General features: G+C 64.5%; 23 protein-coding genes. 5 read left to right on the top strand and 18 right to left on the bottom strand.

Features of this window, described 5'->3' with window-relative positions; all coding sequences use genetic code 11:
• Positions 1–27 precede the first annotated feature (27 nt).
• From metX to ccmA, 13 genes are all read right to left on the bottom strand, one after another.
• Positions 28–1,152, bottom strand: a complete 1,125-nt coding sequence (metX, locus tag ACVOMF_RS03600) for a homoserine O-acetyltransferase MetX (RefSeq protein ID WP_481508055.1) — start codon at positions 1,150–1,152, stop codon at positions 28–30.
• A 63-nt stretch (positions 1,153–1,215) separates the two neighbouring features.
• A complete protein-coding gene (locus tag ACVOMF_RS03595) occupies positions 1,216–1,887 on the bottom strand; it encodes an endonuclease/exonuclease/phosphatase family protein (protein ID WP_481508054.1) in 672 nt (223 codons plus the stop codon).
• A 54-nt stretch (positions 1,888–1,941) separates the two neighbouring features.
• Positions 1,942–2,232: a hypothetical protein gene (locus tag ACVOMF_RS03590; protein ID WP_481508053.1), complete on the bottom strand. Its 291-nt coding sequence runs from the start codon at positions 2,230–2,232 to the stop codon at positions 1,942–1,944.
• A gap of 10 nt (positions 2,233–2,242) precedes the next feature.
• Complete coding sequence (locus ACVOMF_RS03585; RefSeq protein ID WP_481508052.1) at positions 2,243–3,277, bottom strand: tetratricopeptide repeat protein; 1,035 nt, start codon at positions 3,275–3,277, stop codon at positions 2,243–2,245.
• Entirely contained in the window at positions 3,271–3,723 is a 453-nt protein-coding gene (locus ACVOMF_RS03580; RefSeq protein ID WP_481508051.1) for a cytochrome c-type biogenesis protein, read from the bottom strand. Before ACVOMF_RS03580 ends, ACVOMF_RS03585 begins: the two co-directional genes overlap by 7 nt.
• Complete coding sequence (locus ACVOMF_RS03575; RefSeq protein WP_481508050.1) at positions 3,720–4,346, bottom strand: DsbE family thiol:disulfide interchange protein; 627 nt, start codon at positions 4,344–4,346, stop codon at positions 3,720–3,722. Before ACVOMF_RS03575 ends, ACVOMF_RS03580 begins: the two co-directional genes overlap by 4 nt.
• Entirely contained in the window at positions 4,343–6,277 is a 1,935-nt protein-coding gene (locus ACVOMF_RS03570) for a heme lyase CcmF/NrfE family subunit (RefSeq protein WP_481508049.1), read from the bottom strand. The genes ACVOMF_RS03575 and ACVOMF_RS03570 overlap by 4 nt, the downstream gene beginning before the upstream one ends.
• On the bottom strand, positions 6,278–6,745 hold the full coding sequence (gene ccmE, locus ACVOMF_RS03565; protein ID WP_481508048.1) for a cytochrome c maturation protein CcmE: 468 nt from the start codon (positions 6,743–6,745) through the stop codon (positions 6,278–6,280).
• Positions 6,742–6,915 (bottom strand): heme exporter protein CcmD, encoded by a 174-nt coding sequence (ccmD, locus tag ACVOMF_RS03560; RefSeq protein WP_481508047.1) that lies wholly within the window; start codon positions 6,913–6,915, stop codon positions 6,742–6,744. Before ccmD ends, ccmE begins: the two co-directional genes overlap by 4 nt.
• Positions 6,912–7,664, bottom strand: coding sequence for a heme ABC transporter permease CcmC (gene ccmC, locus ACVOMF_RS03555; RefSeq protein WP_481508046.1), 753 nt, complete (start codon positions 7,662–7,664; stop codon positions 6,912–6,914). The genes ccmD and ccmC overlap by 4 nt, the downstream gene beginning before the upstream one ends.
• 322 nt (positions 7,665–7,986) lie before the next feature.
• Complete coding sequence (locus tag ACVOMF_RS03550) at positions 7,987–8,619, bottom strand: TetR/AcrR family transcriptional regulator (RefSeq protein ID WP_481508045.1); 633 nt, start codon at positions 8,617–8,619, stop codon at positions 7,987–7,989.
• Positions 8,620–8,718: 99 nt separating this feature from the next.
• Positions 8,719–9,414 carry a heme exporter protein CcmB gene (ccmB, locus tag ACVOMF_RS03545; protein ID WP_481508044.1) on the bottom strand — a complete coding sequence of 232 codons (696 nt, stop codon included), beginning with the start codon at positions 9,412–9,414 and terminating at the stop codon, positions 8,719–8,721.
• Positions 9,411–10,070: a heme ABC exporter ATP-binding protein CcmA gene (gene ccmA, locus ACVOMF_RS03540; RefSeq protein ID WP_481508043.1), complete on the bottom strand. Its 660-nt coding sequence runs from the start codon at positions 10,068–10,070 to the stop codon at positions 9,411–9,413. The genes ccmB and ccmA overlap by 4 nt, the downstream gene beginning before the upstream one ends.
• Before the next feature lie 171 nt (positions 10,071–10,241).
• On the opposite strand from ccmA, the gene ACVOMF_RS03535 reads away from it, so the two are divergent.
• The 4 genes from ACVOMF_RS03535 to ACVOMF_RS03520 all read left to right on the top strand — a co-directional run bounded on the left by ACVOMF_RS03535 (position 10,242) and on the right by ACVOMF_RS03520 (position 13,061).
• Positions 10,242–11,390, top strand: coding sequence for a pyridoxal phosphate-dependent aminotransferase (locus ACVOMF_RS03535; protein ID WP_481508042.1), 1,149 nt, complete (start codon positions 10,242–10,244; stop codon positions 11,388–11,390).
• 14 nt (positions 11,391–11,404) lie between these two features.
• A complete protein-coding gene (locus ACVOMF_RS03530) occupies positions 11,405–11,716 on the top strand; it encodes a hypothetical protein (protein ID WP_481508041.1) in 312 nt (103 codons plus the stop codon).
• A 5-nt stretch (positions 11,717–11,721) separates the two neighbouring features.
• Positions 11,722–12,537 carry an amidohydrolase gene (locus tag ACVOMF_RS03525; RefSeq protein WP_481508088.1) on the top strand — a complete coding sequence of 272 codons (816 nt, stop codon included), beginning with the start codon at positions 11,722–11,724 and terminating at the stop codon, positions 12,535–12,537.
• Positions 12,538–12,629: 92 nt separating this feature from the next.
• Positions 12,630–13,061, top strand: coding sequence for a hypothetical protein (locus ACVOMF_RS03520; protein ID WP_481508040.1), 432 nt, complete (start codon positions 12,630–12,632; stop codon positions 13,059–13,061).
• A 372-nt stretch (positions 13,062–13,433) separates the two neighbouring features.
• On the opposite strand, the gene ACVOMF_RS03515 is transcribed toward ACVOMF_RS03520, so the two are convergent.
• From ACVOMF_RS03515 to ACVOMF_RS03495, 5 genes are all read right to left on the bottom strand, one after another.
• Positions 13,434–14,069: an ATPase gene (locus ACVOMF_RS03515; RefSeq protein ID WP_481508039.1), complete on the bottom strand. Its 636-nt coding sequence runs from the start codon at positions 14,067–14,069 to the stop codon at positions 13,434–13,436.
• Positions 14,070–14,072: 3 nt separating this feature from the next.
• The gene (locus ACVOMF_RS03510) at positions 14,073–14,417 is read right to left on the bottom strand and encodes a type II toxin-antitoxin system prevent-host-death family antitoxin (RefSeq protein ID WP_481508038.1); all 345 of its coding nucleotides are present in this window, start codon (positions 14,415–14,417) and stop codon (positions 14,073–14,075) included.
• A gap of 178 nt (positions 14,418–14,595) precedes the next feature.
• Positions 14,596–16,230: a pseudouridine synthase gene (locus tag ACVOMF_RS03505; RefSeq protein ID WP_481508037.1), complete on the bottom strand. Its 1,635-nt coding sequence runs from the start codon at positions 16,228–16,230 to the stop codon at positions 14,596–14,598.
• Positions 16,223–17,074, bottom strand: a complete 852-nt coding sequence (scpB, locus tag ACVOMF_RS03500) for an SMC-Scp complex subunit ScpB (RefSeq protein WP_481508087.1) — start codon at positions 17,072–17,074, stop codon at positions 16,223–16,225. Before scpB ends, ACVOMF_RS03505 begins: the two co-directional genes overlap by 8 nt.
• A gap of 16 nt (positions 17,075–17,090) precedes the next feature.
• Complete coding sequence (locus tag ACVOMF_RS03495; RefSeq protein ID WP_481508036.1) at positions 17,091–17,987, bottom strand: segregation and condensation protein A; 897 nt, start codon at positions 17,985–17,987, stop codon at positions 17,091–17,093.
• 67 nt (positions 17,988–18,054) lie between these two features.
• On the opposite strand from ACVOMF_RS03495, the gene ACVOMF_RS03490 reads away from it, so the two are divergent.
• Positions 18,055–18,258, top strand: a complete 204-nt coding sequence (locus tag ACVOMF_RS03490) for a hypothetical protein (RefSeq protein WP_481508035.1) — start codon at positions 18,055–18,057, stop codon at positions 18,256–18,258.
• The last annotated feature ends 26 nt before the right edge of the window (positions 18,259–18,284 follow it).

Genomic DNA, 18,284 nt, shown 5'->3' with positions numbered 1-18,284 from the left:
CGCCTGCATCCAAGATCGGTGTACTGGCTATGCGTTCGTCGGCAGTGCCTGCAGAAACTGCGCTACTGCTGGCCCGAAGCGGTCGTAGTCCACCAGGAAGGCGTCATGGCCCTGTGGTGAATCCATACCGATGAACTGCGCGTCGGCGCCGCCTGCGCGTAGGCCGTCGGCGATCTGCTGCTGCTGTTCTACCGGGAACAGGATGTCGGTATTGGCGCCGATGGCAAGTGCGCGCTCAACGCGGATCTTCGCCAGCCCGGCCAATACATTGCCATCGGCGTATTCGGCCAGATCGAACCAGTCCATGGATCGACCGAGGTAGAGATAACAGTTCGGGTCGAAGTTGCGCACGAAGCGGCGGGCGTGGCCTTCCAGATAGCTCTCGACCTGGAATTCCAGGCCGAACGGGTCTTCGTCGGTCTGGTCCGAGTCCAGTCGCACGCGGCCGAAGCGGCCATCCCATTCCAGCGCCGAGCGATAGGTGATGACGCCGAGTTTTCGCGCCATGCGCATGCCCGATTCCGGGTAATGCACTTCGTCGTAATCGCCGTTGTTCCATGCCGGATCGAGGCGGATTGCTTCGCGTTGCAGCGAACGGATGGCGATCGAGAACGGCAGGGCGCGGGCGCTGCCGGAAATGTTGATGTGGCTGCGGGCGATGCCCGGGTGTTGCAGCAACACCGCCAGTGCGGTCATGCCGCCCATCGAGTTGCCGATCAGGCAGGCCAGCTGGGTGATGCCAAGTGCGCGCACGACTTCGGCGGCGGCGTTGGCCACGTCTTCAATCGACAACTCGGGGAAGGACAGCCGGTAGGTCTTGCCGGTGGCGGGGTCCAGCGAGGCCGGGCCGGTAGAGCCCTTGCAGCTGCCCAGCGAGTTGACGCAGATGACGAACCAGCGGTTGGTATCAATTGGCTTGCCGGGGCCAAGCATCGGCTCCCACCAGCCGTTGGCGGGGTTGTCGGCATTGCTGGCAGCGTGTGCATCCGGCGAGAGGCCGGTGACGATCAGGATGGCGTTGCTGGCATCGGCGGCCAACTTGCCCCAGGTTTCGTAGGCAACGTGGGCGCCGACAAGGCTGCCCCCGCGCTTCATCGGGAATGGGGAAGACAGCGCATGGAAGCGGCTGCCGACAGGGGTGAATTCAGTCATCTGCCAATTTTAACGGGGATGCCGGGCGCATCTTCGCATGGATGATAACCAGTGGTTATCACGCTATTCCGGCGAGGAGGGCGCGGCAGCGGAGCGTGCTGGGGCTGAATGCCAAGCCAGTCCTGCGCGCACGGGTAGATGGTCGGAGCCAATGTCGGGCCCACGTTGGCGGAAGGTGCCGGCCAACTGCGAAGAAACCAACACATGATCAATACCGATGCCGATCAGCCCTGCTCCTTCGCTTGGGTAGGTAGGGGCGCTGCCGGTAACGCGTAGCAGCTGATGTCGTTGGGCTGCATACAAGGCGCGGGACCATGGTGTCGCATTGAGGTCGCCCGCAACGATAAGTGGTTGGGCCGTGGACTGGGCAAGTTCGCGTAGCAGTTGATCGCGTGCGCGGAACTTGCGTACTGCCATTGGCGGCTTGGGGTGCGCTGCGATCAGGCGTATCGATTGGCCATGAAGGACGATCCGCGTTTCCAGATGCAGGGCACCGAGCGCATCGCTGTAAAGGCGTTGGTCGTGCAAGGGCCGGTCGGAGAGGATGCCGAGCCCGAGCGGGGAGTCCTGAGCGTGTATTGCTGCGTGAGAGAAGCCGCCGTTCGCCGCCGCAGCCAGTTGCTTGGCATAGGTGGGCGAAAGCTCGGTCAATACGACGATATTGGCTGGATGTGTGTGCAACCATTCCAGCAGGCGATGAGGGTCACGTTGGTGGATGTTGACGTTGGCGACCACTACTACCAGTTCGGTAGGTCGCAAGGTTTCCGTGCCTGGACGACTTGCGGTAAGCTACGGCAGCGCAGCAAATGGTAGCGCCCACAGCCAAGGTCGCTGGTTGATAGCGATCAGCGTGCAGCTCAAGCCCCAGGCCACGGCGTACCACGGCTGCCAATGGGTGAGCAGGTCCAGAGCCCAGGCCAAACCGTCGTTGCCGGGAAACCAGGCCCGCTGCAGGGGCGGCAGCATTCCAAACAGAGCTAGGGCAGCCAAACATCTCAGTAGCGTGCGCAGTGAACGATGCATGCCGGTGATGCCTTGCCATCGCCGGGGTTTGGACCTGCTCTCGGTCAAGGCGTCCATGCCTGATGGCTCAGGGTTTGCCGCCGATCTGAAGATCCAGCGGAGCGCTTGCTGGCAGTTTTACCCTTACTGCATGTGATTCCACATCGTCCTGTCCGCGCATCGCCGTGCCGCTGCTGGACAGGCGCGCGAATACTTCCACTTCCTGCAGGTCGGACAGCTTCTGCGTGGGCATCGGGCTGTCGCCGTCGTCGAGGGTGACGGTCAGCGGCGCTGCCTGTGCAGGGTGGCGCTCGACGGCGACCGGCATTGGCGGCCCGCCGGGGATGCGGGCGATGACGAACACAGTTTCCTTGCCGGAGGCGGCGCGTTCGGCCAAGGCAGGAGCCAGGGTTACTGTTACGGTGATGCCAGCACCCGCAGCGTTTGCTGGAGCCGCTGTTGTTGCCGCTGTGCCAGTCTGCGCGGTGGTCGGTGCTTTGCCACGGGCGATATCGATCTGTGCCTGCAGCGCGTTTGCTGCGGCGGGCTCCAGCCTTGGCAGCAGGCTTTCCCAGGTCTGCGCGGCCTGTTCGTTCTGGCCTTGCTGGCGCTGCACGATGCCGGTTAGCCAGATGACCCGCTCGTTGTCCGGTGCGATCTGGCGGGCGCGGGCAAGCCACTGCTGGGCGGTGTCGTCGAACAGGAATTTGGGATCGGCCTGGGCGCGGGTCTGTGCGGCTTCGAGCAGCAGGCCTGGTTCATCCGGCGCCAGCTGTACGGCGCGCTGGTAGGCCGCGGCGGCATCAGGGATCTTGCCAATCTCCAACTGCGAGCGGGCCAGCAGCACCCAGCCGTCAACGCGCTCCGGGTTCTGCTTCAGGGCGTCCTGCAGTTGGGCGATGCCTTCTTCGATGGTCTGCGGCGCGGCGGCAGCTTCAGGTTGCGGCTGCATCGCTGCCGGGGTTCCCAACAACTGGTACAGGCCCAGCGTGGCGACCAGCGCCATCGCAACCAGGCTGCCCCATATCCGCCGTTTGCCGGCGCGCCACAGCGGCCACAAGGTGATGCCGGTTGCCACTACCGCCAGCACTGCAGCGCCTGCCATGAACCCGGTATTCACCATTCGCGTTCTTCCTGACTGCCGTCGTCATTGGCCGAGACAGGTACGGCGCGGCCACGCCGCCGTACATATACGATCAACAGCACGGCGCCGGCCAGCAACAACAGGCCGGGACCGAACCAGAGCAGGGCGGTGCTGGCTTCCAGTTGCGGGCGGTACAGCACGAACTCGCCGTAACGGTCGACCAGGAATTGCTTGATCTCGGCATCGCTGCGGCCTTCGTGCATCAGCTTGAGCACTTCGCGACGCAGGTCGTGGGCGATCTGCGCGTTGGAATCGGCCAGCGATTGGTTCTGGCATTGCACGCAGCGCAGCTCGGCGGTGAGTGCGTGGAAGCGTACTTCCTCGGCGCGGTCGCGGTATTGCAATGGGCTGGGGTCGCCGGCTGGCTGCGCGCTGGCACTGAAAGCCAGGCACATCCACAGCAACACACCAGCCCACGCTTTCATCGGGCGGCTCCCAGATCCGGTGCGCCGTGTTTGCCACCGGCGGCGGCTTCGACTTTTTCCAGTGCCGGAATCAGTTGCTCGTCCATGACCTGCTGGGTGATGGCACCGCTGTACTTCCAGCGCACGATGCCGCTGCCGTCGACCAGGAAGGTTTCCGGTGCGGCGGCGATGCCCCAGTCCAGTGCGGCGCGGCCTTCCTGGTCGGCCAGCACCACCATGTACGGATTGCCCAACTGCTCCAGCCAGCGCAGTGCTTCGCTGGGCTCGTCCTTCCAGTTGTAGCCGATCACGCGCACGCGCTTGGTTTCGGCAAAACGGGTGAGGATGGGGTGTTCGTCGCGGCAGGTCGGGCACCAGCTGCCCCAGACATTGAGTAGATAGGGTGCGCCGCGCAGCTGCTTGTCGGTGACATGCACGCTGGGGTCATGCAACACCGGCAATGAGAATTCCGGGGCAGGTTTTCCGATCAATGCCGACGGAAGACTGTCGCGATCGGGTTTGCCGGAGCGGCTGACGCCGTACAGCATCAAGCCCATCAGGCCGAGGAAGAACAACGCACCGAGCACGATGGCGACCGGCGGCAGGCGATGCTTGGTTTTGGATTCGGGAGATGGATTGGTCATTTCGATTTCTCAGGCAGCCGGCGGAAACGGCGATCGACGGCGGTAATGAAACCGCCCAGCGCCATCAGCGCCGCGCCCAACCAGATCCAGCGGACAAAAGGTTTGATCTGTACGCGCACGGCCCAGGAGCCGTTGCCCAGTGATTCTCCCAGTGCGACGTAGATATCGCCACCCAATGCGGGGTGGATGCCGGCCTCGGTCATCGGCTGGCCGCCGCTGGCGTACATGCGTTTTTCCGGGTGCAGGCGGGCAATCAGCGTGTCGCCGCGCAATACCTGCAGGTGCCCGCGGTCGGAGTGAAAGTTCGGCCCATCGCTGGCATCCACGCCTTCGAACAGCAGCGTATAACCGCCGGCGTCGATGGAGTTGCCTGGTGCCAGGGCCACTTCATGCTGCACATGCAGCGCTTCCACCAGCAAGGCGCCGACCAGGAACACGGCCACGCCGAAGTGGGCGATCAGCATGCCCCAGGTTTCGGCATTGGGCCGGCCACTTTTGCGCAGGCGCATCCACAGGTAATAGCCGGTGCCGCCAGCGACCCAGGCCGCGCTGGCAATGCCCATTGCAGTCTTGAACTTGCCTTGCGGGGCCATCCACCAGCCGATGATGCCCAGCACTACCGCCAATCCCGCCCACGGTGCGAGCAGCGCCAGGGTGCGAAGGCCTTGCTCGCGTTGCCAGCGGCTGAGCGGGCCGAATGGCAGCAGCACGATCATCGGTGCCATCAACAGCACGAACAGGGTGCCGAAGTACGGTGGGCCCACCGAGACCTTGCCCAGATCCAGCGCATCGGCCAACAGCGGATACAAGGTGCCGAGCAGCACCATCGCGCAGGCGCAACTGAGCAGCAGGTTGTTGGCCAGCAGCAGGCTTTCGCGGGAGTTGAGCGCGAACGCGCGGCGCGGGTCGTTGCTGTTGCCACCCATGCCGGGTGCGCGCAGTGCATAGAGAAGCAGCGAGCCGCCCACCACGATGCCGAGGAAAATGAGGATGAACAGGCCGCGCGAGGGATCGGCGGCAAACGAGTGCACGCTGGTCAGCACGCCGGAGCGCACCAGGAAAGTGCCGAGCAGGGACAGCGCAAACGCGGCGATTGCCAGCAGCAGGGTCCAGCCGACAAACACACCACGTTTTTCAGTGGCCGCTTGCGAGTGCAGCAAGGCCGCGCCAACCAGCCACGGCATGAAGCTGGCGTTCTCCACCGGGTCCCAGAACCACCAGCCGCCCCAGCCCAGTTCGTAATACGCCCACCAGCTGCCCAGCGCGATGCCGATGGTCAGGAAGCCCCAGGCCGCGTTGGTCCACGGCCGGGTCCAGCGCAGCCAGCGCACGTCGATGCGGCCGTCGATCAAGGCTGCGATGGCGAAGGCAAACGGTACCGCGAAGCCGACGTAGCCCAGATAGAGCAGGGGCGGGTGGATGATCAGCCCGGGGTCCTGCAGCAGCGGATTGAGGTCGTGGCCTTCACCTGGTGCCGGCAGCAGGCGCGCGAACGGGTTGGAGGTGAACAGCAGGAAGGCAAGGAAACCGACGCTGATCATGCCCATAACCGACAGCACCCGCGCCATCACCTCGGGCGGCAGCTGCCGCGAGAACGCGGCCACCGCCGCCGTCCACAGCGTCAGCACCAGCGACCACATCAGCAGCGAGCCTTCGTGTGCTCCCCATACCGCCGAATAGCGGTAGATCATCGGCAGCAGGGTATTGGAGTTATCGGCGACGTAGCGCAGCGAGAAATCCTGGCGCACGAAGGCAATCGTCAGCACCACGAAGGCGGCGAGCACCATGGTCAGCTGCAGCATCGCTGCCGGGCGTGCGATCGCGGTGAGTGCGGGGATGCCACGCTGGGCGCCGATCAGTGGCAGGACGCTTTGCAGCAGGGCTGCCAGCAGGGCGAGGATCAGTAATACCTGTCCGATTTCACCGAGCACTCAGGGCGTTTCCGTCGTTGGGGTGGTGGCCGGGACCTGGTGCTTGTCGTGCGCCACGCCCATCTTGTCGGCCAGCTCCTTGGGCATATAGGTCTCGTCGTGCTTGGCGAGCACGTCTTCGGCGACGAATACGCCGTTGACCATGCGCCCGGTGGCGACCACGGCCTGACCTTCGCGGAACAGGTCGGGCAGGATGCGGTCGTAGGTGACGGGCAGCATCGCGTCGCCGTCGGTGACCTCGAAGCGCGCCAGCAGCGCACCGGGTTCGCGGTTGAACGAGCCCTTGGCAACCATGCCGCCAAGCCGGAAACGTGCGTCCGGGGCGACCTGGCCGGCGTTGACCTCGGCTGGCGTGTACAGATAGGCGATGTTGCGCTGCAGGGCATTGCTGACCAGGGCGACCGCTGCGCCGGCAATCAGCAGGACCAGCAACACGAGCAACAAGCGGCGGCGCTGGGTCGGGCTCATCGGCTCAGTTCCTCGTCAACGGCTGCTGCGCTGCTGCGACTGGCGCGATTGAGGCGCGCACGTGCCTCGCGCAACTGCTGGCGGATCTGCAGGCGCGGCACGATGAAGTCCCAGGCCAATACGATGAAGAACACGGCATAGGCCAGTGCCACGTATTTGAAATAGGTCATGCCGACTTCTCCAGCCGTTCGCGCAGCCAGGTCTTGCCGACCTCGCGGCGCAGGTTGTCGGCGCGGGCGCGCGACAGCAGCGATCCGACGAACCAGAACTTGGTAGCCAACACCATGATCCACAGCGGCAGAATCATGCTGCTATCCATGCTGGACTCGCCGAACACGCGGATGGTCTGGCCCTGGTGCAGCGAGTTCCACCACACCACCGAGTAGCGGATGATCGGCAACATCACCACGCCGACGATGGCCAGCAGGCCGGCGGCGCGGGCGCCCGCGCGGCGGTCATCGATGGCGCCATACAGCCCCATCACGCCGAGGTACATGAATAACAGGATCAGTTCGGTGGTCAGACGCGGGTCCCAATCCCACCAGGTCCCCCACATCGGCTTGCCCCAGATGCTGCCGGTGAGCAGGGTGATCAGGGTGAATGCGGCGCCGATGGGTGCGCAGGCCATGGCCAGGATCTCGCAGAGCTTGATCCGCCAGATCAGCGCGACGGCGCTGTAGAAGGCCATCAGTCCGAATACGAACAGGCTCATCCATGCCGATGGCACGTGGATATACAGGATGCGGAAGCTGTCGCCCTGCTGGTAGTCAGCCGGTACCACTGCCAGCGCCTGCCAGAGGCCGAAGCCAAACAGCGGCAGCGCGGCGATATAGCACCAGGTGGACCAACGGGCGGCGAAGGTGTCGAAGTAGGGCGGTGAGCCCAGCTTATGAAACCAACCAACTAAACCTTTGAACATCCGCTCGCTCGCTGAGGAAGACGATGACCGGGCCGCGATCAGCGGCCCGACCGGCTGGGCGGTGCGGGTTGCACCACCGTTGCTGTTTTCAGACTAGCGCAAGATACCGCAAATTCAGAAAACCGGCGGGGAGCGGCTGGTCAACTTGAGGGTGGCGTCCTTGATCGTCGGAGCAAGGCCCCCGAAGCTGCGGAAAACGGCAGTGATGTAGACGTGCTGCAGGGACTGCGACGATGGCGTTGCCACGGACTGTTCGCAGGCATGCCTGCAGACAGCTGCTGCAGATTGGGGGGCGCGGCTGATCCGAGGTCAGCTCATCAGCTCAGCTTCGGGGCAGGGCGCCTGCCATGAACAGGCGTACGGCTGCACGAGCCTGCTCTTGTGCTCGAGGCAGGTCGCTGGCAACCACGCGGCCATTGACCGAACGCAGGATCAAGCCGCCGATCACCACCATGTAGAAGAAGTGGGCGGCTTGTTCCGGGTTTTCGATATACATGCGCCCGGCGGCAGTCTCGCGGGCGAAGTATTTGCTGAGCAGCACTTCCATTGGTGCCACGCCGTGGGCATGGAACCAATCGCGCAGCCCGGGTTGGTTCATGCCTTCGGAAATAACCACGCGATGGCAGGCCAGGCGCGCGGGCGAGAGGACCTCTTCGGCCATCTGGCTGGCAGCTTCTTCCAAGGCCTCGGTAGGCGGCAGCGGCGACTGCAGCAAGGTGTCCAGGCTGCGGCCGAAATCATTGATGCTCTGCTCCATCAGGGCATGAATCAAGCCTTCCTTGTCGCCAAACGCTCGGTAGAGCGTGGCCATGGAGCCGCCGGCACGTTTGACGATATCGGCAAGACGCGCGGCTTGATAACCCTTTTCGTTGAAGACTTCGGTGGCGGCCGTCAGGAACTTCTCTACACGCAGTTCGCCACGGCGTTGCAGCTCGACCACTGGACGGGGCGGCAAGGTAGGCTTGTCTACGCTCGGAACATCCGTGTGGGGCCGCTCAGCCATGTGCTTGGTTTGATTTGTGAAGTGAACGTCAAGAATAGCGCTGTTTTGCGCTCAGGAGTTGGCGATGCGGATTGCCGCCGCGGCAGTCAGCGGGGCGAGCACTGCGCTGACCAGCAAGCCGGCCGCCAGCATCAGCAGTGCACCGCTGGGATCAAAGCCCTGTGCCGCTGCCGCCACCGCGCCGGCACCGAACACCAGTACCGGTACGTAGAGCGGCAGCACCAGCAGCGCCAGCAGGATGCCGGCGCGGCGCATGCCCACGGTCAAGGCGGCGACAACCGCCCCGAGCAGGCTCAGCAGGGGGGTGCCCAGCGCCAGCGCGGCGAGCAGTACCGGCAGCTGCGCGCGCGGCAGATGCATCAGTTCGGCCAGCAAGGGGCTGACCAGGACCAGCGGGAAGGCGGTGGTCAACCAGTGCGAGAAGACCCGCACCGCGACCAGCCAGGCCAGCGGCACCGGCGACAGCAGCCATTGCTCCAGCGAACCGTCCTCGGCGTCGCTGCGGAACAAGGTGTCCAGTGACAGCAGGCCGGCCAGCAGAATCGACAGCCACAGCACTGCCGAAGCGACGCTTTGCAGCAACCTGGGTTCGCCGCCCAATGCCAGCGCGAACAGCGCTACCACCAGCGAGGCGAACAGGATCGGTTGCGCAGCATCGCCGCGGCGACGCCATAGCAGCTTCAGGTCGCGGGCCAGCAGGGCGCGCGCGGCAGAGAACAGTGTTGGCTGCGGACCCGGCAGGCTCATGCCACGTCCTCCTGCGCTGCTGCGCTGCTCAAGGTAAGCGTCCGATTGCGGACCGGTGGTGCCGCGTAGGCACCATGGGTGGTCACCAGTGCGCCGCCGCCGCCGCGCAGATGCGCGGAGATCATCCGGTTGACCAGGTTGATGCCATCCAGGTCGAGGTTGGCGTAGGGCTCGTCCAGCAGCCAGATCGGTGCCGGTGACAACCAGATACGGGCCAGCGACAGACGTTTTTTCTGGCCGGCCGACAGCTGCCTGGACAAGGTGTCCTCGTAGCCGGCAAGGCCGACGATTGCCAGGGCATTGCCCGGCATCTGCCGCGCGCGGCGGCCTTGCAGTCCGCACAGGAAATGCAGGTTCTCCAGGCAACCTAGGTCCTGCTTGAGCGCGGTGAGGTGGCTCAGATATGCGATATAGCGGGAGCGGTCGGTACTGTTGGCAGGACGGCCGTCGATCTCGATCCTGCCTTCGTCCGGGCGCAGCAGCCCGGCCAGCACGCGCAGCAAGGTGGTCTTGCCGGCGCCATTGCTCCCCTGCACCAACAGCGCTTCGCCCGCATCAACGTGCAGGTCCAGCGGCCCGAATACCGGATCGTCATTGCGGGTGAAGCGCAGGCCGCGTGCGGTTAGCAGCGGCGGGATGTTTGCGGTTTCAATCATCGGATCGGGCGCTTCCGTCCTTGGAGAGGTGGCGCAGGCAGGGCAGCGCGTCGGGCCGCGCAGTATAGCGCCGCGATGGTGCTGTCCCGGGGCCTGTGGGCACGGTTTGGGAAGCCTGGCGTGCCAGCTTTGCGTACACTCGGGGTTTTCTCCCCCGGTGTGTACGTACCCATGCATCCGCAAACCAAGTTGCCCAAGGTGGGCACCACCATTTTTACCGTGATGTCGCAGCTGGCCGCCGAACATGGTGCGGTCAATCTTGGTCAGGGTTTTCCGGACTTTTCCGCCCCGCAGCGCCTGATCGACGAGACTGCCAAGGCCATGCGTGAGGGCTTGAACCAGTACGCGCCGATGACCGGCGTGGCGCCGCTACGCCAGGCGATCGCGCAGAAGGCGCTGGATTGCTATGGCGCACAGGTTGATCCGGACAGCGAGATCACGGTTACCTCCGGCGGCACCGAGGCGATCTTCAATGCCATCCACGCCGTGGTGCGTGCCGGGGAGGAAGTCATCGTGCTGGACCCGGCTTATGACTGCTACGAGCCGGCGATCGATCTGGCCGGCGCGCGCGCTGTGCACGTGCCGCTGGACCCGCAGACCTTCGCGGTGGATTGGGACCGTGTACGCGCGGCCATCACCCCGAAGACGCGTATGTTGATGGTGAACACGCCGCACAACCCGTCTGGCGCGATGTTGACTGCCGACGACATGCAGGCGCTGGCCGATGTGCTGCGCGGCACCGACATCTACCTGATTTCCGATGAAGTGTACGAGCACATCATCTACGACGGCGCTCGTCACGAGTCGGCACTGCGTTATCCCGAGCTGCGCGAGCGTGCGTTCGTGATCTCGAGCTTCGGCAAGACCTACCACTGCACCGGCTGGAAGATCGGCTACGCCATCGCACCGCCGGCAATGACCGCCGAGTTCCGCAAGGTCCACCAGTACAACACCTTCACCACCTACAGCCCGGCGCAATATGGCTTTGCCGCGATGATTCGTGACGAGCCCGAGCATCATCTGGAACTTGGCGCGTTCTACCAGGCCAAGCGTGACCGCTTCCGCGAGCAGTTGCTGGGTACGCGGCTGAAGCCGCTGCCGGTGCCGGGCGGTTACTTCCAGTTGGTGGACTATTCGGCGATCAGCGACCTGCCGGACCATGAGTTCGTGCGCTGGCTTACCATCGAGAAAGGCGTCACCGCGATTCCGCTGTCGCCGTTCTACGAAACCCCGCCGGCTCGTCAGCGTTTGGTACGGCTGTGCTTCGCCAAGAATGATGCGACGCTGGACGCGGCCATCGAGCGCCTGCGCGCGCTCTGATATCCGAAACCACCATGGATACCGGCCTGTTCGTTTTCCTCGTGGCGTTCGGCACGTTCCTGCTTGCGGTTGTGGTGAAAGGCTATCTGTTCCTTTCCGTGGTTCAACCCGGCTTGCAGGCGCGTGGAGTGTCGGTGGATGAGGGACGCTTGGCGTTTCGTGGCAACTTTGGTCGCTATACCCGCGAGTATCTGGCGCTGCTTGATGATGTCGAGCGGCGCCAGCTGGTCAATCGTTGGATCGCGCTGCTGCAATGGCGGGTGCCGGTACTGGGCGCTGCCATGGCGATCAGCGCTGTTCTTTCTTCATGGCTTTCAGGACGATGACGACAATGCAGGACCTGCGTATTTCCCTGGTGCAGGGTGACACCCGCTGGCACGACCCGGCGGCTAACCGCGACTACTACGGTGCGCTGCTGGCACCGCTGGCAGGCAACACCGATCTGGTGATCCTGCCGGAAACCTTCACCAGCGGTTTTTCCAACGACGCCATTGACCAGGCTGAAGACATGGATGGCCCGACCGTCGCCTGGATCGCCGGACAGGCGCGCGCGCTGGGTGCGGTAGTGACCGGCAGCGTGCAGCTGCGGGTCGATGGCAGTGTCTACAACCGTCTGCTGTGGGCCACGCCCGAAGGCGAGTTGCACTACTACGACAAGCGTCATCTGTTCCGTTTTGGTGGCGAGCACAAGCGTTATGCCGCCGGCAACGAGCGCCTATGCGTGGAGTGGAAGGGCTGGCGGATCAATCCGCAGATCTGCTACGACCTGCGTTTCCCGGTGTTCTGCCGCAACCGGTTTGATGTGGAGCGGGCAGGGCAGATGGATTTCGACCTGCAGATCTTCGTCGCCAACTGGCCGTCGGCGCGTGCCTACGCCTGGCAGACCCTGGCGCGTGCGCGTGCGATTGAGAACCTCTGCTATGTGGCGGTGGTGAACCGCATTGGCGTGGATGGCAATGGTCTGCACTACTCCGGCGACAGCGCGGTGATCGATTTTCTCGGCCAGCCGCAGCTGGAGATTCGCGAGCGCGAGCAGGTGGTCACCACCACTATCTCGGCGCAGGCGCTGGCGGCACATCGCGAGCGCTTCCCGGCGATGCTGGATGCCGATGCGTTTACCTTGGGCGGGCCGGTGGTGCTTCGCTGAACGCCGACCGGGCGCGGGGTCTGTCAGCTCTTTGCAATGCGCGGGGGTGCTGTCAGGCTCGGTCCCGGCTCCAATCAAGTAGAGGGTGCGCGATGAAAAGGATGATGGCGGTGGCTGCAGTGCTGGCGCTGGGTATGGCTCCTGCGGCGCAGGCGGCGGGCAATATCGACTGTGAGTTGCACTACAACCTCACTGGTTGGTCGATGTTCTACAAGACCTCCAGTGGTACCGGCACGATCACCTGCGACAACGGTGCCAATATTCCGGTCAAGATCAGCGCCAAAGGTGGCGGTTTGACTGTGGGTCGCACCACCATCACCGATGGTCGCGGCAAGTTCAGTGGCGCTTATTCGCTCAACGATTTGTTGGGAACCTACGCGGCAGCAGAGGCACACGCCAGTGCTTCGCGCGCCAATGATGCGCAGGTGATGACCAAGGGCGACATCTCGCTGGCATTGGCGGGTACCGGGCGTGGCTGGAGCATTGGTATTGGCTTCGGCAAGTTCGTGATCGAGCGCCGCTGATTTCTTGTGGTGGTGAGTCGCAGAGCAAGAGCTCGCCCTCATCCGCCCTCCGGGCACCTTCTCCCGCTTGCGGGAGAAGGGAATGCATAAAGCAACGGCCAGAGCCGAAGCAACGGCCAGAGCGATGGAAATCGCAGTGGCAACAAGTGAAGCAATGTTTGAGGACTGCTCCCTTCTCCCGCTTGCGGGAGAAGGTGCCCGGAGGGCGGATGAGGGGGCTTTTCGCTCAATTGCAGATGTGCGACTAGCAAGCAGTCCGCTTGCCTGCGTTGTTACCGCTTGGCCTTCAAGCTGGCCTGAGCGCTCAAATCGAAGGTCGCACACGGTGGTGCAGGGCAGCTGTTGGCTGACGTAAATTCCTGGCTTTGCTGCTCACTTTTCACTTGCGGCCGGAAAGGCCTTGAGCGCCGCCCACACCACGGGCTTGGCCCACTCCGGTACCTGTGCAAACTCGTCCTGGCTGACCGGGCAGAGAATCCGCCCCTTATCCATTTCCAGCACCAGCAACGGCTCGACCAGACCGTCGTGATCCGGCGGGCGGCTGTTGTCATAGACGTGCAGCGTCGTCAGGTGCGGCAATAGTTCGATCAGATTCAGACGCGAGCTGTCGTAGCGCTGGCGGATCTTGTCCTCGGGAATATCGTGGCCGCCAGCGGCAACCCGCTCGGCCACACGTTGCAGATGCAGCTCGACGCTCTCCAGGCCGCAGAACCACACCGTTACCTCATGTTGCACGCAGGCTTCGCGCAACAGCTTGGGAATGGTGTTGGCGCCAAGCGTTGTTTCGAAAGCGTAGTCTCGATTGAGCTGCATCGCCTCGCGCAGACGGCGGGTGCCTTCCTGCCACGCGGTTGCATTGGCTTCCGCCAGCGGCCAGTCGCGTTCGACCAGTTGTTGAGTGAAGGCGTCCGGGTTGAACCAGGTGGCGCCATCGTGCGCCAGCATCATGCCCAACAGGGAGCTCTTGCCGGCGCCATTGACGCCGGCCAGTACCAGGATGCGCGCCATCGGTCAGCGCGACTTGCCTGGGGTGATCTTCAGGCCACGGCGGGCAGGGCGCCCCAAGGCCTTGCTCAAGGCGGTACCGTCATCAAGTACGGCAAGATGGGCATCGAACTCGGCCTGTAGTTGCCGGAGCGACTGCGCGCGCTGCGCCGCCGCCGAGGCGCCGGAGGCCTGCGCAACCAAGCGCTGGTACTCCTCGGCAGAGACCACTACTGCCTGAGGATGGTTGTGGTTGGTAATCACGACAGCGCCAAGCTTGGCGACCTTGCGCATCAGATCTGGCCAGCCTTTGGCCTTGACGTCACTGGCAGGCGTCTTCTCCAGATCCAGCAGGTTCAGGGACAGATCCATGGCGATCTCCAGGTGCGTATAGGCAAAATATACCAAATTGTCTATTTTGGGTATTTTTACCTTTATTGGTTCATCCATCGTTTGTAGGCGGGGCCCAAAAACGCAAACGCCCGGTGCAAGGTGCACCGGGCGTTTGCTTGCAGTGTTGCGCGGTGAGGCGCGTCAGCTGCGTCGCGGATCAGGCGCCGCGCGGACCGCGGTTGCCGCCGCCGGGGCGACCGCCGCCACCCGGGCGACCAGCGCCGCCTGGACGGTTGCCGCCCGGACGCGGGCCACCTGACGGACGACCGCCTGGGCCGCCCGGGCCGCGGTTGCCGCCGCTCGGGCGGCCGCCAGCCGGACGTGCGCCGTAAGGGCTATAGCTCGGGGTGGCGTGATCGGAGGGGAAGCTCGGGGCGTTGCCCGGGTGGCCGTAAGGGTGCTTGCTGCGCTGACCCTGACCGGCGCCCTGACCGCCTGCGCCCTGCGGACGACCCTGGCCGGGGCCGCCACGGCTTGCGCCTGGGGCGCCGCCCGGACGCGGCTTGCCGTAGGGGCGTGCCTGGCCATCAGCGGCGGGGCCGCGGGCAGGACCACGGTTGCCGCCCGGGCCGCGTGCTGCGCCTGGACCCGCATTGCGGTGGCCGCTCGGACCGGTGCTGACACCGTCCGGCACGTACCAGGTGCGGAACGCGGCCGGGTTGCCGTCCGGCAGGCTGCGGTCGCCTGCGGGCTTGCGCTGCTTGAACGGCTTCTGCGACTGCTTGGCTGCGGCTTCGCCGCTGACCGTCAGGCCGCCCTTGTAGCCGCCGCTGTTGCCACGGCCACGGCCGCCGCGGTCTTCGCGCACGTTGTCGAAGCGGCGCAGTTCGCGGCCTTCGTCGGCAGTGTTGTGGCCATTGACGTAGGCATTGCCGCGGCCACCATCGCGCGACACGCGCAGGGTGGTCTTGACCGCCTTGCGCTGGCCGATCACAGGCTGCAGGGTCAGTGCCGACGGGGTGCCTTCTTCCAGCTTCAGCTGGGCGCGCAGTGCGTCGACCTGCTGGGTGGTCAGTTCCACCGACTTGCCGCGCATCAGGTCGCGCGGCCGCTCGATCATTCCGTAGCGGGTGCGCTTCAGGCGGCTGACCTGGCAGCCCTGCGATTCCCACAGGCGGCGCACTTCGCGATTGCGGCCTTCCTTGACGACCACGCGGAACCAGTCGTGCGAATCGGTGCCGCCAATGCGCTCGACTTCGTCGAACTTGGCGCCGCCGTCTTCCAGCAGCACGCCGCGGCCAAGGCGCTCGACGATTTCGTCGGAGACCTTCTCTTCGCCTTCCGGCGCACGCACGCGCACCACGTACTCGCGCTCGACCTCGAACGACGGATGCATCATCGCGTTGGCGAGTTCACCGTCGGTGGTAGCCAGCAGCAAGCCGGTGGTGTTGATGTCGAGGCGGCCGATGGCGATCCAGCGTGCGCCCTTCAACGGCGGCAGTGCTTCGAATACGGTCGGGCGGCCTTCGGGATCGTCACGGGTGGTGACTTCGCCTTCGGGCTTGTTGTAGATCAGCACGCGCGACGGGTCGGTCAGCGCGCTGGCGACAAAGCTGCGACCGTCGAGGTCGATCTTGTCGCCGCTCTTGATCGACATGCCGGTCTTGGCGACTTCGCCGTTGACCTTGACCAGGCCGTCGGCGATGCGCTGCTCCAGCGCACGGCGCGAGCCCAGGCCGGCCTGGGCCAGGACCTTGTGCAGGCGCTCTTCGAGCTTGGGCTGTTGGTCGGTGTCGGCTTCGCGCTTGAGCGAGAGCTTGTTCAACGAAGATTTACGCGGGGTGTCACTCATCTGTTTGGCTCCGGCCGGCGTTTTCCGCGTCGGCCTGTGGTTCGGAATCGGCTACATCAACAGCCACGGTCGTCGTCGCGACGGCGTTGTTTTCAGTTTTTTCCACTTCCGCCGCGCGCTCTCCCGGCGCGGCGTCGGGTTCGCCGGTGAAGGCGGTGTTGGATGCGACTGCGTTCGAATCCGGGGATTCTGGCGTAGCTGCGGGTGTGGGGTCGCTGTCGTTGGCGGCATCCAGGCCATGCGGCGAGGCGGCACCAGCGGCAAGCGGGGCAGCTGGTTGGCCGTCGCCATCCAGCGGTAGTTGCGGTTCCAGCTCGCCGATGTCGCGCAGTTCGGACAGCGGCGGTAGTTCGTCCAGGCGCTTGAGCCCGAAGTAGTCCAGGAAGCCCTTGGTGGTGCCGAACAAGGCGGGCTTGCCGGGCACGTCACGGTGGCCGATGACCCGGATCCACTCGCGCTCTTCCAGGGCCTGGATGATGTTGCTGCTCACTGCCACGCCGCGCACCTGTTCAATCTCGCCGCGGGTGATGGGCTGCCGGTAGGCGATCAAGGCCAGGGTTTCCAGCGTGGCACGGGTGTAACGGGTCTTGCGTTCGGTCCATAGCCGCGACACCCAGCCGTGCACTTCGCTGGTGATCTGGTAGCGGTAGCCCGAGGCCACCTCCGTCAGTTCCACGCCGCGACCCGCGCAGCCTTCGCGCAGCAGTTCCAATGCCCGTTCGATGCTGCCCGGCGGTGCCGGCTCATCTTCGGGAAACAGCCCCTGCAGTTGCGCCAAGGTGACCGGCTGGCTGGAAGCAAGCAGGGCGCCTTCGACAATGCGGTTGATCAGCGGTTGATCCATGCGTTGGGTCGGTTGCTCAGGCGGGAGTGTCAGCGTCATCGAACTCGCTGGAGAACTGCAGCGGTGCGTTGGTGTTGCCAGTGGCCAGGGACTTCACATAAATCGGGGCGAGCGGGGCTTCCTGCACGATGTCGAGCAGTTGCTCCTTGGCCAACTCCAGTACTGCAAGGAAGGTGACCAGGACGCCGAGCTTGCCTTCTTCGGCGGTGAACAGACTTTCAAAACGGTAGAACTTGTCGCCTTCCAGCAGGCCGAGCACATCGCCCATGCGCTGCCGCACACTCAGTGCCTCGCGTTTGATCGCGTGGCCGCTGAACAGCTCGGCGCGCTTGAGTACGTCATGCAGCGCCAGCAGCATTTCCTTCAACTCCACCGGCGGCGGAGTCTTGACCAGTACCCGCTCCGGCACGAAGGCGTGCGCCAGGCTGGTGTCGCGGTCCTGCCGGGGCAGGCTGTCGATATCCTCGGCGGCCTGCTTGAAGCGTTCGTATTCCTGCAGACGGCGCACCAGTTCGGCGCGTGGATCTGCTTCTTCGCCTTCGATGCTGGGTGGGCGCGGCAACAACATGCGCGACTTCACTTCAGCAAGAATTGCTGCCATCACCAGGTATTCGGCCGCCAGTTCGAAGCGCAGCTCCTGCATGACGTTGATGTATTCCACGTACTGCTTGGTGATCTCGGCGACCGGAATATCGAGGATGTCCAGGTTCTGCCGGCGGATCAGGTAAAGCAGTAGATCCAGCGGGCCCTCGAAGGCGTCGAGAATGACTTCCAGTGCATCCGGTGGAATGTACAGATCCTGTGGGATCTGCAGTACCGGTTGGCCATGCACCATCGCCAGCGGCATTTCCTGCTGCTGCGGTAAGGGATGCGGCGCTGGCGGGTTCGCGTCGTGCGCGAGTTCGGAAGTCATCAGGTCGACATTCGGGGTATTGCGAGCCGGACACGTCCCAGGTTCCCGCCCGGGAGCATTCCAGCCCATGTATTACGAGCTACTCGCGCTTGTTTGGCGCGCTTCCACACATGAACAACAAGGCGCGCCGCAGGATCAGCGGCAACGTCATTACGAGGAGGTCGTCTACGCGGTCCGGGAAGTGATGCGCTCCAGTGGTTGGGTGGCGGGCCTGACCCGCTACCGCACCGGGCGGCTACTGGCCGGCTGCGTGCAATGGACTAAAGAGTAATCGCCCGGGCAGGGCGGTGTCCAGCC

This window comes from Stenotrophomonas sp. STEN022 (assembly GCF_056760155.1).
This window is presented reverse-complemented; position numbering and strand designations above follow the sequence as displayed.

Bases quoted from the DNA above. Each gene is read 5' to 3' on its own strand.
- ACVOMF_RS03535 (WP_481508042.1), top strand. From the start codon at position 10,242: ATGCATCCGCAAACCAAGTTGCCCAAGGTGGGCACCACCATTTTTACC.
- ACVOMF_RS03585 (WP_481508052.1), bottom strand. From the start codon at position 3,277: ATGGTGAATACCGGGTTCATGGCAGGCGCTGCAGTGCTGGCGGTAGTG.
- ACVOMF_RS03525 (WP_481508088.1), top strand. From the start codon at position 11,722: ATGCAGGACCTGCGTATTTCCCTGGTGCAGGGTGACACCCGCTGGCAC.
- ACVOMF_RS03490 (WP_481508035.1), top strand. From the start codon at position 18,055: ATGTATTACGAGCTACTCGCGCTTGTTTGGCGCGCTTCCACACATGAA.
- ACVOMF_RS03520 (WP_481508040.1), top strand. From the start codon at position 12,630: ATGAAAAGGATGATGGCGGTGGCTGCAGTGCTGGCGCTGGGTATGGCT.
- ACVOMF_RS03515 (WP_481508039.1), bottom strand. From the start codon at position 14,069: ATGGCGCGCATCCTGGTACTGGCCGGCGTCAATGGCGCCGGCAAGAGC.
- ccmB (WP_481508044.1), bottom strand. From the start codon at position 9,414: ATGAGCCTGCCGGGTCCGCAGCCAACACTGTTCTCTGCCGCGCGCGCC.
- ccmD (WP_481508047.1), bottom strand. From the start codon at position 6,915: ATGACCTATTTCAAATACGTGGCACTGGCCTATGCCGTGTTCTTCATC.
- metX (WP_481508055.1), bottom strand. From the start codon at position 1,152: ATGACTGAATTCACCCCTGTCGGCAGCCGCTTCCATGCGCTGTCTTCC.
- scpB (WP_481508087.1), bottom strand. From the start codon at position 17,074: ATGGATCAACCGCTGATCAACCGCATTGTCGAAGGCGCCCTGCTTGCT.
- ACVOMF_RS03505 (WP_481508037.1), bottom strand. From the start codon at position 16,230: ATGAGTGACACCCCGCGTAAATCTTCGTTGAACAAGCTCTCGCTCAAG.
- ACVOMF_RS03530 (WP_481508041.1), top strand. From the start codon at position 11,405: ATGGATACCGGCCTGTTCGTTTTCCTCGTGGCGTTCGGCACGTTCCTG.
- ACVOMF_RS03510 (WP_481508038.1), bottom strand. From the start codon at position 14,417: ATGGATCTGTCCCTGAACCTGCTGGATCTGGAGAAGACGCCTGCCAGT.
- ACVOMF_RS03575 (WP_481508050.1), bottom strand. From the start codon at position 4,346: ATGACCAATCCATCTCCCGAATCCAAAACCAAGCATCGCCTGCCGCCG.
- ACVOMF_RS03590 (WP_481508053.1), bottom strand. From the start codon at position 2,232: ATGGACGCCTTGACCGAGAGCAGGTCCAAACCCCGGCGATGGCAAGGC.
- ACVOMF_RS03495 (WP_481508036.1), bottom strand. From the start codon at position 17,987: ATGACTTCCGAACTCGCGCACGACGCGAACCCGCCAGCGCCGCATCCC.
- ccmA (WP_481508043.1), bottom strand. From the start codon at position 10,070: ATGATTGAAACCGCAAACATCCCGCCGCTGCTAACCGCACGCGGCCTG.
- ccmC (WP_481508046.1), bottom strand. From the start codon at position 7,664: ATGTTCAAAGGTTTAGTTGGTTGGTTTCATAAGCTGGGCTCACCGCCC.
- ccmE (WP_481508048.1), bottom strand. From the start codon at position 6,745: ATGAGCCCGACCCAGCGCCGCCGCTTGTTGCTCGTGTTGCTGGTCCTG.
- ACVOMF_RS03580 (WP_481508051.1), bottom strand. From the start codon at position 3,723: ATGAAAGCGTGGGCTGGTGTGTTGCTGTGGATGTGCCTGGCTTTCAGT.